The 15974-nt window shown below is 62.5% G+C and carries 14 protein-coding genes; 5 read left to right on the top strand and 9 right to left on the bottom strand.

The genetic code is table 11. The features are described 5' to 3' along the window. Positions 1-146 precede the first annotated feature (146 nt). Positions 147-1127, top strand: coding sequence for a Bug family tripartite tricarboxylate transporter substrate binding protein (locus AB5K84_RS06700; RefSeq protein WP_011090510.1), 981 nt, complete (start codon positions 147-149; stop codon positions 1125-1127). 37 nt (positions 1128-1164) lie between these two features. On the opposite strand, the gene AB5K84_RS06695 is transcribed toward AB5K84_RS06700, so the two are convergent. The 5 genes from AB5K84_RS06695 to AB5K84_RS06675 form a co-directional block, all read right to left on the bottom strand. After that, complete coding sequence (locus AB5K84_RS06695; protein ID WP_011090511.1) at positions 1165-1656, bottom strand: hypothetical protein; 492 nt, start codon at positions 1654-1656, stop codon at positions 1165-1167. Positions 1657-1832: 176 nt separating this feature from the next. Continuing rightward, on the bottom strand, positions 1833-2102 hold the full coding sequence (locus AB5K84_RS06690) for a DUF3551 domain-containing protein (RefSeq protein ID WP_038966154.1): 270 nt from the start codon (positions 2100-2102) through the stop codon (positions 1833-1835). Positions 2103-2135: 33 nt separating this feature from the next. Continuing rightward, positions 2136-2417, bottom strand: a complete 282-nt coding sequence (locus AB5K84_RS06685; protein ID WP_028173828.1) for a DUF3551 domain-containing protein — start codon at positions 2415-2417, stop codon at positions 2136-2138. 126 nt (positions 2418-2543) lie between these two features. After that, a complete protein-coding gene (gene htpG / locus AB5K84_RS06680; RefSeq protein ID WP_011090513.1) occupies positions 2544-4421 on the bottom strand; it encodes a molecular chaperone HtpG in 1878 nt (625 codons plus the stop codon). Between the two features lie 135 nt (positions 4422-4556). Beyond that, positions 4557-4973 (bottom strand): hypothetical protein, encoded by a 417-nt coding sequence (locus AB5K84_RS06675; protein ID WP_011090514.1) that lies wholly within the window; start codon positions 4971-4973, stop codon positions 4557-4559. A gap of 623 nt (positions 4974-5596) precedes the next feature. Between AB5K84_RS06675 and AB5K84_RS06670 the strand changes: the two genes are divergently transcribed. Continuing rightward, positions 5597-7378, top strand: coding sequence for an adenylate/guanylate cyclase domain-containing protein (locus tag AB5K84_RS06670; RefSeq protein ID WP_038966153.1), 1782 nt, complete (start codon positions 5597-5599; stop codon positions 7376-7378). Between the two features lie 114 nt (positions 7379-7492). Here AB5K84_RS06670 and AB5K84_RS06665 read toward each other — a convergent pair whose 3' ends face one another. Both AB5K84_RS06665 and AB5K84_RS06660 read right to left on the bottom strand, forming a co-directional pair. After that, positions 7493-11122 carry a hypothetical protein gene (locus AB5K84_RS06665; protein WP_011090516.1) on the bottom strand — a complete coding sequence of 1210 codons (3630 nt, stop codon included), beginning with the start codon at positions 11120-11122 and terminating at the stop codon, positions 7493-7495. Between the two features lie 525 nt (positions 11123-11647). Continuing rightward, positions 11648-12247 (bottom strand): nuclear transport factor 2 family protein, encoded by a 600-nt coding sequence (locus AB5K84_RS06660; RefSeq protein WP_038966152.1) that lies wholly within the window; start codon positions 12245-12247, stop codon positions 11648-11650. A gap of 183 nt (positions 12248-12430) precedes the next feature. On the opposite strand from AB5K84_RS06660, the gene AB5K84_RS06655 reads away from it, so the two are divergent. Further along, positions 12431-13222: an energy transducer TonB family protein gene (locus AB5K84_RS06655; RefSeq protein ID WP_011090518.1), complete on the top strand. Its 792-nt coding sequence runs from the start codon at positions 12431-12433 to the stop codon at positions 13220-13222. Positions 13223-13291: 69 nt separating this feature from the next. Here AB5K84_RS06655 and AB5K84_RS06650 read toward each other — a convergent pair whose 3' ends face one another. Further along, on the bottom strand, positions 13292-14098 hold the full coding sequence (locus AB5K84_RS06650; protein ID WP_038966151.1) for a response regulator: 807 nt from the start codon (positions 14096-14098) through the stop codon (positions 13292-13294). A gap of 228 nt (positions 14099-14326) precedes the next feature. Between AB5K84_RS06650 and AB5K84_RS06645 the strand changes: the two genes are divergently transcribed. Together AB5K84_RS06645 and AB5K84_RS06640 are read left to right on the top strand one after the other, a co-directional pair. After that, a complete protein-coding gene (locus tag AB5K84_RS06645) occupies positions 14327-14560 on the top strand; it encodes a NepR family anti-sigma factor (RefSeq protein ID WP_028173820.1) in 234 nt (77 codons plus the stop codon). Beyond that, the gene (locus AB5K84_RS06640) at positions 14560-15108 is read left to right on the top strand and encodes a sigma-70 family RNA polymerase sigma factor (RefSeq protein WP_011090521.1); all 549 of its coding nucleotides are present in this window, start codon (positions 14560-14562) and stop codon (positions 15106-15108) included. The genes AB5K84_RS06645 and AB5K84_RS06640 overlap by 1 nt, the downstream gene beginning before the upstream one ends. A gap of 94 nt (positions 15109-15202) precedes the next feature. Here AB5K84_RS06640 and AB5K84_RS06635 read toward each other — a convergent pair whose 3' ends face one another. After that, positions 15203-15901, bottom strand: a complete 699-nt coding sequence (locus AB5K84_RS06635; RefSeq protein ID WP_011090522.1) for a nitroreductase — start codon at positions 15899-15901, stop codon at positions 15203-15205. Positions 15902-15974: the final 73 nt, after the last annotated feature.

Below are 15974 nucleotides of genomic sequence, written 5' to 3'. Positions count from 1 at the left end.
TGCGCGATTAACTCTAGTCATCCTTTACCAAGCCGATGGGATCGGCGTGCGCCGCAGCGCAATTCTTGCGATAGCAAAACGAGTCATTTGGGCGCGCTGCGCGTGTCCTCGCCTCGGCTGCGGGGACAGGGGAACTGGAGACGACCATGATCACCAAGCGACATTTCCTCCACACCGCCGCCTGTGCCGTCGCTGCGCTCGTTGCGCCGCGCGCCTTTGCGATCGGCACCCCCTCCTATCCATCGCGCAGCGTGAAATGGGTGGTGCCTTATGCCCCGGGCGGCGCCACCGACGTGCTGTCGCGGCTGCTCTGCCAGCGCCTGTCCGAACGGCTCGGCCAGACCTTCGTCGTCGAGAACAAGCCGGGCGCCGGCAGCAATATCGGGACGCAGGCGGTCATCACGTCCGCCCCTGACGGCTACACGCTGCTGCTGACCTCGACCGCGAACGCGATCAACGCCTCGTTCGATCCTTCGCTGCCGTATGATTTCGCCAAGAGCATCGCGCCGATCGCGGGCGTCGCGCGGATTCCGCTGGTGCTGGTCGTCAACAACGACCTGCCGGTGAAGACCGTCGCCGACTTCATCGCCTACGCCAAGGCCAATCCCGGCAAGATGTCGATCGCTTCCTCCGGGATCGGCACCTCGCTGCATCTGTCCGGCGAGCTGTTCAAGTCGCTGGCCGGCGTGCGGTTCACCCACGTCCCCTATCGCGGCTCGGCGCCGGGCCTGACCGACGTGATGAGCGGCCAGATCCAGGGCATGTTCGACAACGTCACCTCGTCCTTCGAGCTGGTGCGCGCCGGAAAGCTGCGCGCGCTCGGCGTCACCACGCGCGAGCGTTCAGAGATCCTGCCGGACGCGCCGCCGATCGCGGAGACGCTGCCCGGCTACGAGACGAGCTCATTCTACGGCGTCGGCGCCCCGCACGACACGCCGCGCGAGATCGTCGATCTTCTCAATCGCGAGATCGACACCGCGCTCTCCGACGCCGAGATCAAGGTCCGCATCGCCGAACTCGGCGCGATCCCGCTGCACGGCAATGCCGGCGAGTTCGGCGGCATGCTGACGGCGGAGACCGAGCGCTGGCGCAAGGTGGTCGAGCTTTCGGGGATCAAGAAGGAATAGCGTTTCCCGAGGTGCAAGCCACGCCTCCGCAGCGGCGTCAGTCTGCCGTGAATTCGAGGTTGAACCGGATTGGATTGACGGGAGTGGTGACGAACTTGACGCTTTTGCCGCTCAACCCGGCGAACGGACCCGAACCGAATTTGACGATCCCCTTGCCCGAGGACTCGACGCCAATGGGCTTGCCGTCCTTCATGACCGCCTGAGCGGAGCCTTCGATCAGTTGCGTGACGAGACGTCCACCGGGAATCCGGTGCACGCCACCACCGAATACGATGGTCGCTTTTGGGCCGTCCCATTCCACCGCATTGGAGGCGGAATAGACCGCGCCCTTCAGCAGGCCATCGACACCGACGCAGACGTAGTCCTGAGTCACCAAATTGTGGTCGGGGCGGTCGCCGATCGGCTCCTGGCTATAGAAACCGGCGGTGCTGCATTCGTAACGCGCGATCATGTCCGCGCGGGCCGGCTGGGAAACGGCGATCAAACCAAAGGTCGCGCCGATGAGCGTGATAACGGTGCGCTTGTTCATGCAGATGTCCTCGCCTCAAGCGCCCGATCTAACAGGCCGGCGTGATGCCGGGCTCCTGATGCCGAGCTTCGGGACGAGGGTGACGAGGATTGCAATTCCGCGCGTTGATCTGGGTCAACCGCAGGAGGCGCTGGCGACTGGTGAAAGCACAGGGATTGGTGGCCGCGGAGTGAGCGCTAGCCGCTTCGCCTGTGACGCTGGCGCGGCGACGGCACGCTGACCGGATAATACGGATTGAGATCGCAGGTCGCGGCGCGGCCCGCCGCGGTGGCGCGACACTGCGGCAGCGAGGTGAAGGAGCAGTCATACCACTCCCCGCCGCCGCCGCTCGAGCCGGAATAGACGTGCATGCAGACGGGATAGCGGGGATCGAAGGTTTGCGCATGCGACGGCGCGGCCGCGACCACCGCACCGATGCTTACGACCAGGCCGAACGAGAAACGCATGAGCAGTGCTCCAGCGTGCCGCATCGCGGATCGCTATTGTTGCACCTTCTTGTGACGCCGGCGCGGCGGCGGCGGAGGCTCGTCAAAAGCGTAATAGGGATTGAGGTCGCAGCTCGCGGAGCGGCCCGACGCCGTGGCGCGACACTGCGGCAGCGAGGTGAAGGAGCAGTCGTAATAGTCGCCGCCGCCGCCCCAACCGCCGGGCGTGTAGACGTGCATGCACACCGGATAGCGCGGATCATAGGTCTGGGCGCGCGCATCTGCCGCAGCAAACAGCGTGACAATCGCGGTGAGGGTCAGGATCGGCAAACGCATGGAGACATCCTCGAATCGGTAGCGTCGGCGGATCGGATGCCGACGGCCTGATATGGCATAACACCACGCCGGAGGCGACTGTTCCGAAGTACAGATGACGGCAAGGTGAGGCGGTGCGCCGCGGCGCTATCCGCCGAGCCCCTGCAACACGAGCCGGTTCAACCTCGCCGCAAACGCCGCCGGGTCCTCCGGCAACTCGCCGTCCAGGATCTGTGCCTGCTCGAGCAGGAGCAAGCTGAGATCGTCGACCGCCTTGGAGCCGGCCTGAGCCTTGGTGATCGCCCCCACCATCGGATGGCGCAGATTGATCTCGAGGACCGGCTTGGCGCGCATGCCGCGGTTCTGCTGCGACAGGATACGCTCGAGTTCGCGGCTCGGACCCTGGCTGTCGGCAACGAGGCAGGAGGCCGAGCTGGTGAGGCGCGTGGACGCCTTGACGTCGCTGACGCGCTCGCCGAGGGCGGCCTTGATGACCGCGATGGTGGCGGCCTCGTCCGCCTCCGGCTCGTCCTTCTTCGCCTCGTCCGTCGCGTCGACGCGCGGGATCAGGTCGAGATTGAGATCGCCCTGGCTCAGCGACTTCAGCGGCTTGCCCTCGAACTCCGTCGGCATCGAGGTCCAGAAGGCATCGACCGGATCGGACAGCAGCAGCACCTCGATGCCGCGCGCGGTCGCCGCCTCGAGCCGCGGGTTGGACTTCAGCCGTTCGATGCTGTCACCGACGAGATAATAGATCTCGGTCTGGTTCGGCTTGAAATCGGCGACAACCTGCTTCAGCGACCGCTTCTCGCCCGTCGTGGTGGTGAAGCGCGACAGCGCCAGCAGCTTTTCGCGACGCTCGAAATCCTCGTAGATGCCCTCTTTCAGCACCGCGCCGAAAGCATCCCAGATCTTCGCGAAGTTCTCCGCGTCCTTCTCGGCGAGGCCCTCGAGCTCGGACACGACACGGGTCGCCACGGCCTTGCGGATCTGCACGAGCTGCGGATTGTTCTGGAGCATCTCGCGCGAGATGTTGAGCGGAAGATCCTCGCTGTCGACGACGCCGCGGATGAAGCGCAGATAGCCCGGGAGCAGATCGGCATCATCGGTGATGAAGACGCGGCGGACATAGAGCCTGACGCGCCCCTTGCGCGAGGGCTCGAACAGGTCGAACGGCTTTGTCGACGGCGCAAACAGCAGCACGGCGTAGGAGTAGCGGCCCTCGGCGCGGTAGTGCAGCGTCATCGCAGGGTCGTCGAAGGCGGAGGCGATCTGCTGATAGGCCTTCTTGTAGTCCTCGGCTGAAAGCTCCGATTTCGATCGCTGCCACAGCGCGCTCGCCGAGTTGATCTGGCGCGGCTCGCCCTCTTCCGGCACCAGCTCGATGGGAAACAGGATGTTGTCGGAATAGGCACCGACGATGCGCTCGATCTCGTAGGTCTCGAGATATTTCTTGGCGTCGTCCTTCAGGTGCAGGACGATCTCGGTGCCGCGTGTCACGCGCGCCGCGTCTTCCTCGCTGGCCCGCGCGATCTCGAAGCCGGAGCCGCCGGAGGACGTCCAGCTCCAGACGTCGCTCTCGCCGGCGCGGCGGCTGACCACGATGATCTTGTCGGCGACCATGAAGGCGGAATAGAAGCCGACGCCGAACTGGCCGATCAGGCCGAGGCCGTCCTTGGCCTCCTTCAGCTTCGAGACGAACGCCTTGGTGCCGGAGCGGGCGATGGTGCCGAGATGGTCGATCAGCTCCTGCCGCTCCATGCCGATGCCGTTATCGGCGATCGTGAGCGTTCCGGCCGTCTTGTTCGGGATGATGCGGATCTTGAGCGCGTCGCCCTCGCCCAGCAGCGCGGGACTTTCGATCGCCTCGTAGCGGAGCTTGTCACAGGCATCCGAGGCGTTGGAGACGAGCTCGCGCAGGAAGATGTCGGTCTCCGAATAGACGGAGTGCACCATGAGGTGCAGCAGCTCGGAAACCTCGGCCTGGAAGGGCTGCGTATGCACAGCTGAATCTGACGTCGTCATGCGTTTACCCGGTCAATCAAAAGGGGAAAACCGGGATATAACGCGATGGGACGGCGGATCAAGAGGACGTGAGCAGCCGTCCCTGCCCGCGGCAGAGGCAGCCTGTCCCTTGACCTGTCCCTTGGCCTGGGGCGATCAGGTCACGCAGCGGCCCGGCTGGAGCAGCTTGGCGACCTCGGTCAGGGAGCTGACCATCGGCTCGCAGGCGATGGTCGGCTTGTTGCGGCCCTGCTTCTGATTCTGGTTCTGGTTCTGGAGCGTCACCGGCGGCTTGGCATTGCCGGTCTCGATCACTGCGGGGACCCGCAGCAGCACCGAGGTATCGGCAAGGTCGTTCAGCCGCATCGACACGGTGCGGGTGGGAACCGCCGCCGACTTGATCTCGGCGAGCCGGTCGGCCTTGCCTGTCCGATTGACGTCATGGCCGGGCTTGTCGGCGACCGCCTGCCAGCGGTCGGCCAGATCATGGCCGGAGGCCAGTTGCACGTGCGCCGCGCCGAGCATCGCGGCAATCGCGGCGGCGCCCAAAAATACCTTTTGAATCTGTGACATGGCTGTCGACCCCTCGCCCCATGGCGATCGCGGGAACAACGCAGCCGGAGGAGCGGGGGTTCTCGGCCGTCACGATCACTTAACCGTGTGCGAAAAAGGTCGCGCCGCGAAAAATATTTCGGGAGCCTTGGAACGACTTCCGCGCCTGGGAGTCGTATCAACAGCCGGCTATTCCCCCCTGCCCCATAAGCCGGCGACGTAGGGCGCGACTGTGGTGATGCCAGTCGCGCCTTACTTTTTTTCTTATTTGGGCGAGAGAATTTTGGCACCCTCTCGGCCGCCTCTGCCCCATGGCAGAAGCTCTTTCCAAGCCGAATTTTCCTCGTCCCTGAAGTTCGCGGCGGGCAAGGGGGCCTTCAATAGGCTCGACGTATTTGCCGAATTCGGGATCAACCTTCGCCGCGGGCCGGCAGCTCGAGCGGATTGCGAGCGCGAAGGCGCGGAGAAAAGAGCAGGTCGGATTTCGGAAACGCCCGCTAGATCAGCCGTAGCGGCTGAAAAATTGCGACTTGGACCCACTATCATTTTGACCCCCTGCCTCCGCGTGGGCATGATGGAAACGAGAACAGCGCGTTCGGCACTTCTCTGATCCGCCACCAGCGACAGTGGGTTGGAATATTGCCATGGAGCAGGAGCGGCCGGTTCGTCTTGAACGCAGGCTATCAGCGATAATGGCCGCTGACGTGGCGGGCTATTCGCGGCTAATGCACCATGACGAAGAAGCAACCCACTCTAAATTGACAAGTCTCCTTGCCGAAGGGGTCGCGCCTGCCATCTCCGAACACGGAGGCCGGATCGTGAAGAACACCGGCGATGGGTTCTTGGCAGAGTTTCCAAGCGCGGTCGAAGCGGTTCGCGCCGCAGTGCAGTTTCAGACTCGCATCAGGGAGCTTACCGCCGCCGATGCGGAAGAACGACGAATTGCCTTTCGCGTCGGCATCAATGTAGGCGATGTGATTGTCGAACCGCATGATGTTTTTGGTGACGGCGTCAATATCGCGGCACGGCTAGAGAGTATCGCTGACCCCGGCGGAATCTGCATTTCCTCGTCTGCCTACGATCACATCAGGGGCAAGGTCGGCATTGAGTTTGCAAATTGTGGAGAGCAGACTTTCAAGAATATTGATCTTCCGATCCAAACCTATGCCGCCCTCCTAGATGGCCTCTACCCCCAAAGACCCGTTGGCGCGAAGGTGCCCCGCTCACCGCCCCGCCTCTCCATTGTCGTGCTGCCTTTCGCCAATCTTAGCGGCGACCCCTTGCAGGATTATTTCGTCGATGGCGTGACCGAGAGCCTGACCACCGACCTGTCGCGCATCAGTGGATCGCTCGTGATCGGCCGCCACACTGCATATACCTACAAAGGCAAGCCGATCGACCTGAAGCAGATTGGCCGCGACCTTGACGTTCGCTACGTGCTCGAAGGGTCCGTACAGCGCAGCGGAGACCGCTTTCGAGTGAATGTCCAACTGGTCGACACTGAAACAGGAAGCCACCTCTGGGCGGACCGCTTTGACAAACCCCTAGCCGATCTCTTCGAGATGCAGGACGAAATTGTGTCGAGATTGGCCAACGCGCTTAATGCCCAACTCATCGCTGCGGAGGCACGGCGGGCGGAACGCTCATTGCAACCGAGCGCGTTGGACTTTTATTTCCAAGGAATGGCCCTTTGGAACAAGAGTTGGACTTCTCCTCACCTGAGGCAGGCTCGAAGCTTCTTTGAGCGGGCCTTGGGACTTGAGCCGGACAACGTTGAGGCATTGGTAGGGATCGCGCTGGTCGATGCGGCAATGGCTGGCGTTGTTTTCGCTGATGACCCTTGCCGATATTTCGCGGCGTCAGAGGCGGCTTCAATGAAAGCGCTTTCGTTAGACCCGCAACACGCTCTCGCTCACATGGCTTTAGGCGTCGTGCAAGTATGTACGCAGCGCGCGGAGAAAGGAGTTGCCGAATGCGAGCGCGCACTGGCTCTGAACCGAAATTTGGCGGAGGCTCATGCTCTCTTTGGCGTCGCAAAAATGCTTCTCGGTCACCCAGAAGAAATGGAGGGATACGTACGAGATGCATTGCGCCTGTCCCCACGTGACGACGGCGCACATCGGTGGCTGTGCTGCGTTGGCTTAGCCAAATTATGCCTCGGAGCCGAGGCCGAGGCGATTGAGTGGTTACGGCGAAGCATAAAGGCCAACCCAAACTACCCCGTTGCCCATTTTGTATCAGCAGCGGTTCTAGCCCTCATCGGAAAGATGGATGATGCGGTGGCAGCCAAGCGAGACGGACTTGCACTGGATCCCGCTTTCGCCATTCGTCGCTTGAAGAATGTTTGGCTTTCGGACGATCCTACATTCCGCGCAGGAAGCAGGCGCCTCGTAAAGGGCCTGCACATGGCTGGAGTTCCGGAATAGTTGTGATGCCGGTCGCGCCTCTCGAGCAGCCGAGGCCGCCGCGATCAGGGCGGGCCGAAAGGCCATACCAAGCAGATCAAGCTGGCATCAGCGGCGGGTGCGTATCCTGAGCCTCTACACGATCATGAAATTCGATGCGTGCAATTGGCTGATCGCGGTATCAACGAAGTCAATGGACCCTGCGTTAGAACCGCTCCCCAGCGCGAGCAGGGTCCCGCCGTGTCCATCGCTCCTAAGCGCGCTCATGATGTCGGCGACGGAGTGATAATCGCCCACACCGTTCGCAAGAGCGACGATTCCGAGCGTGTCATTGCCAAATCCGGAGATCGTATCGACCTGGCTGCTGGAATTGACGGAGACGGTCAGACCCGTGCCGTGATCGATGATGTCGACATGGGCCGGGCCATTGATGATCGCCTGATTGCCAAACCCGACAAAGTTAAACTGGTCTGACCCGCCATTGACCGTAACGACGTCCTGGCCGATTTGGTTTGTCACATTTGCCTGGGACCCGTTGAGCACCACGTGATTGGCAGCTCCGCCAAGCATGATTGTATCGTGGCCCGCGCCAGCAACGACGTTGTCCGATCCGCTGCCGGCTATGATCGCGTTCGTTCCCGAGCCGACGGTGATCTGGTTTCCCATCCCGCCGAGATTCACGGTGTTGTTGCCATCACCGAGAGTAACGCTGTTGGCGCCATCTCGACCCGCAACGACATCATTGCCATTCCCCAGCATGACCGTGTTGCCATATCCGGAGAGCGTCACCAGGTCGTTGCCGTTGCCGGCGGTCGTTTGGCTTGCACCGTCACCGGGATGGACAATATCGTTGCCGTTACCCAGCGTGATGACGTTCCCGTATCCGCTGGCGTCGATGGTGTCATTGCCGTTACCGAGCGCAATCGTCGTGGCGCCTGTCGATCCCGTCACCGTAACATTGCCGTAGCCGCCGGTGACGTGGTTGACGATCCCCTGCAGATAGACGGCGCTGTCGCCGCTCGGCACATCAACCGTACCGTATAATCCGGCGTAGATCGTGTCGCTGCCGCCATTGCCGTGGATGGTATTGAACATGCCATAGGCGTGGATGATGTCGTTGCCCGTCGTACCCTGAATGATCGCATAACCGGAGGCCGGGCCGTCGATCGTCGTGGTACCGGCTTGATGCGTGTCCGTGACAGAGGTATTGGTGTCGCTGACGGTCAAGCCGACACTGCTTGTGTCGCTCAGAGTGAACGTGGTCGTTACGCTGCCATCTCCGTGCGGCGAGGCTACAAACGTGAGGGCGTGCAACTCGGCGGTCAGGTTGGCAGCGCTGGTTGCCGCCAGCTCGTAGGTTCCGTTTCCAAGCGAGATCAGTCCTGACCCGGACAGGATGCCAGCCGCACCTGCGAGCGTGATGATCAGGCTGTCCGTTGCCGCTGCGTTTGGATCCGTGATCGTTACGGTCGCGAATGGATTGATAGAAGCTTGGTTGCTGGTCGCTTGTCCCGATACGGCTCCAGCGATGGCCGGCAAGGCCGCGGCTGTCAGCAGAATGCCGCCGGAGCTGTCTTTCGCGATGCCGAAGCGCGTGACCGAAGTATCCGCCAGTGTAAAGGTCTCGCTGGCCGCACCGTTGCTGACCGTGAGCTTCGAGCCGGATACAGTCACCGTTGCGCCGCTCGTATAGGACAGCCCGGACAGGTCGATCTGGTCACCGAGCGCAATGCCCTTGATCTGGCTTGCAAAGGCCGATGAGCCCGAAACCAGCTTCTGCTCGATCTTGAGCGTGCCTTGGCCGGAGAAGGTGATCGCGTCATCGGAAATCGCGCCGGCCTTGAGATCAAGCATGCCGCCGGCGATCGTGGTCGCGCCGGCAATGCCACCGGCTTCGACGAGTTCTGTGGCTCCACGAAGAACCGTCGAAGCGTTCGCGGTGCCCTGATCGAGCACATCAAGCGTGCCGCCGTTCAGGATAGTGGAGGTGACGATGCCGCCGTCCGAGACGGAGAGGCTTCCTGAGTTGAGGACTGTCCCGCTCGCCGCGCTGGCGTCGACCGCGGGCGCGCTCGGGTCGTTCGTAGGGTCTGCAACGGATCCCGAAACCGTCATCACACCACCATTGATGATGGCTTTCTTGGCGATCCCCGCCCCGAACAGGTGCAATTGGCCGCCGCTGCCGACAACGGCAAAATCGACTTCGCTTCTGAAGACGATGCCGTACGGGCCTCCGGGAGGATAATAGATCGTCTCTCCCGAAGCGTTGATGACACCGCCCGAGTTGACGACAGTGCCGCTGGCAAAGCCCCCGTTGGTGAGATTCTGGACACCCCCGCCATTGACGGTGGTTGATGTCACGATGCCGGTATCGACGTCCTGCTCGGCGCCATTGTTGACAGTGGTGTGATCGGCCCGCCCTGGACCCGGCGCATCGTGCAGGTAAATGCCGGCGACACGTTGAATACCGCCCGTGTTGATTGTGGTGTAGCTCGCGGTGGATGCAAGCCCGACATCCTGCTCGCCGCCATTGATGACCGTGTTGCTGGCGGTGGCCCCTAAGTCGTAGTTGCCCAGGATCTGCTTACCGCCCGCTGATATCGTCGTGTTCGTGGCCGTACCGAACACCTTGAACAAGATGCCGTCCGATACGGTGAAGCCGTTTTCCGTGTAGCCATAGTCGGCAACAAACGTTGCGCCACTCTGGAAGGTCGTGTTGGACAGCGTCGCGCCAGCTTCAGCGATGAGCGTTGCGCCCGCGGAAATGACGCTGTTACTGAGCACGCCACCGTCCAGGACGGCCAGCGTCACGCTCTTCGGGACAGTGAATCCGTTTTCAATCGTGCCGTCGCCGATCTGCAATGTGCTGCCGGCGTTGAAGACCGTGCCCGAAAAATCGGCGTTACCAAGCACGACAAGCCCGCCGTACTGATTGACGGTCGTGTTGATCGCCGTCGCGCCCGCGGACAGCACCATCGTTCCGTAATTGATCGTCGTGCCCGTTGCCGTGCCACCTGCATCGACATTCAGCGTGCCGAAGTTCTGGAGTATCGTGCCCGACACCAACGCTCCGTCCGACACCGTTAGTGTTCCAAAACCTTCAACGATGGTGCCGGTCGCCATGCTGGCGTCGACGGCCGGCTGGCCGGGGACATTGGCGAACGGATCCGGGATCGATCCCGAGACAGTCATGACGCCGCCGTTGACGATGGCGTTCACTGCGGTCCCGCCGCCAGTGACGTCGAGCTCGCCCTGGTAGTTGATGGTTGCAGCGGTCGCCACGCTTCGGATCACCGGCTCCGGGTACACGGGCGCCGTTTCCACAGTTTCACCCGAAACCCTGAGAACACCGCCAGAATTGACGATGGTGCCGCTGGCGCTGCCGCCATTCGTCACGTTCTGAACGCCACCGGAATTGACGGTCGTCGTCGTTGCGATGCCCGTGTCGACGTCCTGCTCGCCGCCGCCATTGATCGTGGTGTGATCGACCTCGCCCGGGGTTGGACCTTCATGGATATATTCGCCCGTGACACGCTGGACGCCGCCCGCGTTGATGGTCGTGTAGCTGGCGACGCCGTCAAAGACGACGTCCTGTTCTCCGCCGTTGATGACAGTGTGGGTTGCCGTGCTCGTTGCGAAGGATCCGCCGACCGTCTGCAAGGCGCCGGCCAGGATCGTCGTGCTATCGACGGAGATGCCGCCACTGACATCCATCGTGTCGCCGTCATGGAGCGTCATGCCACTGGCGGGAGGAATAACCGTCATACGAATGCTCCGCGTTCGGTGCTTGGAAAATCAAACGAGCAAAGCAAAATCATGCGACGACCATTCAACCTAAAACTGCGCTAGCTGAGAATGCCTGTCAAGCAGACCCTATTTTTCAATGAAGATTTTGAACGGCGTCTTGCGCGTTCTCTGCTGACAATGCCGTGACGCGCGCGCGCGCGAGTATTGCCGGATGAATTTATCAGCAGCGTGACGAAAATTACGGCGACCACGCGCATTCAAGATTTGCGCGAGGCATCCGCGTGAGAAGCCGATCATAGCGCATCGAAAGTTCCGTTATCGTTCCGCGCTACGCTGGCCACTCTCGGAGCCTCTACGCAGCGGCAACAGGCTATCATCGCGATGCGTGGCGGCATCTGCCGCAATGTTTCCCTCGCACCGGCTCTGCCGCAACGATGATCGGCAACCCAAGCTTCCTGGAGAGCTCATCGGCAACGATGCGCAACAAGATATCGACAGGAGCCGCCCGGCACAAAGCCAGTCGCGCTTGCTCTGGTCTGGGGCTTACTTCGCCTTCCCCGCCAGCCACTCCCGCCCCTCGCCGTAGAGCTTCTCGACCTCGGCACCGGTGAGGCCCGGCATGTCGCGCTTCACCTTGTAGCCGATCAGCTCCTGCATGTAGGCGAGATGGCGGTAGCCTTCGGGCAGCGCGGCGAGCGCTTGCTGGTCGAGGCGGAGCGTCGCGGCGGGATCGACCGGGTCGATCCGGTCCTTCTCGTAGATCGGCTGGCGTCGGACGATGCCCCATTTTCCCTGCCGCTTCTCCAGGAAATCGTAGAAGCGTCCGGTGCAGACGACGTCGCAGAGCACGTCGTGCACGCCCGCGCGCTGCGAGATCGTCATCTTCGTCTGCGCAATGGCGCGCTCGCCGGACAAATCGATGCTGGTGCCGCCGAGGAAATGCAGGATGCGCACGCCCTTTGCGAACCCCTCCTGGCTGACGCGCATGAAGTCCCGCGCCGGCCCCTGAAACCAGGTGGCGGACATCCAGCCCTCCTCGTGCCAGACCGTGGCAAAGCGCTCCCAGTCGCCGGCATCGCGCCAGACCGCCCAGTTTTCGACGAGGTCGCGGATGGCGAGACGATCGAGGAGGTGCGGGTCCATGGTACGTCTCTCCGGGCGGCTTGAGGCTGCGATGGATGTCATCGGCCCGACGTATCAACGGGGCAATTGGGTTGCCGTCAAGCGCCCGATGCTTCACCGCCGTTCGAATTGCCCACAGCGAGAGAAACGCGATACGAGCAACGAGTCTTGCAATCAACCTGGCCGCGACTAATATCCGCACCGATGCAGATGAAATTCCCTTTGTTAGCCGCGTTTCTCGGATTACTCGCGGTTTCCCCCACACACGCGCAAACAGATTTGCAGACCGAACGCGCGACGGCCTGGAAGGCAAGACTGTCGGCGCACATAGCCGGCTACCGTCAATTTCCGGCTGAAGCACTGGGCCAAACCGGCGAGGCCAGGGTCACATTCGTCATCGACCGGTCCGGCAGGTTGATCTCACAGGCTCTGGCCGTGAGCACCGGCTCTCGGCCACTCGACGTTGCCGCGCTGCAGATCGTCGCTCGTGCCCAACCGTTTCCGGCGCCGCCTTCGGAGCTCAACGATGAGTCACTCACGTTGACAGTGCCGATTGTCTTCAATGGCCGTCAATTCCAGCTGCAACCTTCCGGGCTAGTGCTGAGCAGGCCCGGTCCTGTGCTCACGGAGGAGGATGCCATGGCCGCCTGGCGGAAGGTGGCCACCGAACATGTCTGGCGTCACAGGGTGTTTCCTTCGGAGGCGATGGGTCAGATAGGCAATGCTGGCGTCACATTCGTGATCGACCGCTCGGGCAAATTGATCTCGCACGCTTTGGTGGAAAGCACAGGCTCCCCGCCCCTGGATGCAGCAGCTCTCAAAATGGTGGAGCGAAGCGAACCATTTCCGAAGCCGCCTCCCGAGGCCAAGGACGACCTCCAGCGGATTACCATCTTCATGACTCTCGACGGCGTGCAACGCTTGGTCGAGCCCGGGCCGTGGGCGGACGAGGCCAAATTGAAGGCCAAGATCAACAGCGTCTGCCGAGGTTGTTGAACAGGGTATCGGCAAACAAAAAACGGCGCGCCTTGCGACGCGCCGTCTTCTTGTTCGATACAGCTCTTCTTACGCCGCGGGCGCCTTGGGCGTGCGGTTGCGCGAGTTGCGCTGGAAGAACAGCGCCTGGCTTGCCACCGCCGACACCATCGCCGGCTGGAACGGCTTCGAGATCAGGAACGCGGGCTCCGGGCGCTCGCCGGTGAGGAAGCGCTCCGGGTAGGCGGTGATGAACACCACCGGCACCTCGAAGGTGCGCAGCAATTCGTTGACCGCGTCGAGCCCCGACGAGCCGTCAGCGAGCTGGATGTCGGCGAGGATCAGGCCGGGCCGCCTGTTCTTGGCCAGCGCCACGGCATCGGCATGCGTGCGCGCGACGCCGACGACGTTGTGGCCGAGATTCTTCACCAGGCTCTCGAGGTCCATGGCGATGAAGGTCTCGTCCTCGATGATCAGCACGTCGGTGGCGATCTCCGCCGCCATCTCGCGCCCCGCTGCGTCCGCAAGCCGCCGCGTCTCGGCGACATCGGTGCTGAGGATGAAGGCGACCTCCTCTTCCGAAAATCCCTCGAGCGAAAGCAGCAGGAAGGCCTGCCGCGGCAGCGGCGTGATGTTCGACAGCCGCCGCTCCGGCGGCATCGGCAGGGTGGTCACCTCGGAGTCGTCGTTGACGGAGACGGAATTCCAGATCTGGGTGAACAGCCGGAACAGGCCCGCGCGCGGGCCATGGCTTTCGTCGAGCACGGCGGGATCACCGAGCATGGCTTCCAACATGGCTGCGACATAGGCGTCGCCGGAAGCCTGGCTGCCCGTCAGGGCGCGTGCATACCGGCGCAACAACGGCAAGTGTTCAGCGACAAGCTGTGAACGGGACATCCCCACTCCATTCATCTTCGGACCGACCTTAGAGAAGACTTTAGAGACATCACGAGGGGAGGCCCGGGTTCCCCTGCTGGGGCTGACTACGCCTCAGGGCAAGAAAAGTTCCGCAGCCGGCGGAACTTTTTCTCGAACCTGGAATTGTGCCTATCCAGGGAACGGCTCCCGGTTGAGGAAACTTCTCGAATTTACAGTCACTTAACTCGGGGAAACGTGGAACAGGTCATGAAAGATCTCAAGTCTCAAGCCAGCAAAAGCACGACCCCCGGCAAGGGAGGGCTCACTCCGGAGATCCAATCCCGGATCGGGCATCAGCTCCGCGCCATGTACGACGACGTCGTACGGCAGGGGGTTCCAGATCGGTTCGCAGAACTGATCAAGAAGCTTGATGCGCCGGGAGCGACATCCCAAGTGGGAAATGAGGGCGGATCCAACGACAACAACAATGGGAGGGATTAATGCCTCTCACGGACTCCCTGCGTAACGACATCCTCGCGGCCGTGCCAAGTCTGCGCGCGTTCGCGATCTCGCTCAGCGGCAACGCCGACCGCGCCGACGATCTGGTGCAGGAAACGCTGTTGCGCGCGCTTGCCAACATCGACTCGTTCCAGCCCGGCTCCAACCTGCCGGCCTGGCTGTTCACGATCCTGCGCAATCTGTTCCGCTCCGACTATCGCAAGCGGCGGCGCGAGGTCGAGGACGCCGAGGGCAATTATGCGAAGACGCTGAAGACTCAGCCCTCGCAGAACGCGCATCTCGAGTTCGAGGAGTTTCGCACCGCGCTCGAGAAGCTTCCGCAGGACCAGCGCGAAGCGCTGATCCTGGTCGGTGCCTCCGGCTTCTCCTATGAGGACGCGGCCTCGATCTGCGGCTGTGCGGTCGGCACGATCAAGAGCCGGGTCAACCGTGCGCGCTCGAAACTCGCCGCGCTGCTCTATGTCGACGGCGCCGAGGATTTCGGGCCCGACGAGACCGTGCGCGCCGTGATCGGCGGCAGCGGCGGGTAGCGGCACGCGTCAACCGGACTGAGACGACAAGCATGAAGGCGGCCGTTTCCGCGCCCGCCTTCATGCGCGCGTGAGTATCGGGCGTGCCGCTCGATCACTCGTCCACGAATGTCACGGTGTCAGCGACGCTCGCCCGCGAGGTGCGGTAGCTGTTGACCTTGTGGGCGTGGTCGGCATAGCCGAACGAGATGCCGCAGACGACGCGGCGGTCATCGGGCAGATTGAAGTGACGGCGGATCAGGCCGGAGTGGCGCGCCAGCGCGGCCTGCGGAATCGTGCCGAGCCCGAGCGCCTGGGCGGCCAGCATGAAATTGGAGACATAGGCCCCGCAATCGATCGCGCCGTAGATGCCGAGCGGCTCGTTGGTGTGGATCACAGCCACATGCGGCGCGCCGAAGAAATTGTAGTTCTCCAGCGCCTGCCTGGCGTAGCCGCTTCTGTCGCCGCGGGGAATCCCGAGCGTGTTGTAGAGCTGAAAGCCGCTCTCACGGCGGCGATCGAGATAGACGCCGACATATTCGCGCGGCGGGGTGAAATCGTAATCGTCGCCGAGTCCGCTGGAGGCTTCCTTGTAGATCAGCCGGCGAAAGCGCTCCTTGGCCTCGCCGCTGGCGATGATGACCTGCCAGGGCTGGCTGTTGCACCAGGACGCGGTGCGCTGCGCGGTGGTCAGCACGTGCTCGATGGTGGCGCGATCGACCTCTTTGGGAAGGAAAGCGCGGACGGAGTAGCGCTCGTTGAGCAGCTCTTCGAGCACGCCGATGCGGTTATTCTGATTCACTTTTGCGTCCATTGATCAGCTCGCATTGTTCTCTTCGTAGGGTGGGCAAAGGCGCCATAGCGCCGCGCCCACCAACAGACCTACC

This window comes from Bradyrhizobium sp. 1200_D9_N1_1 (assembly GCF_052075915.1).
GTDB lineage: Bacteria > Pseudomonadota > Alphaproteobacteria > Rhizobiales > Xanthobacteraceae > Bradyrhizobium > Bradyrhizobium diazoefficiens.
The sequence above is the reverse complement of the archived record's forward strand: the minus strand, read 5'-3'. Positions and strand labels throughout refer to the sequence as shown.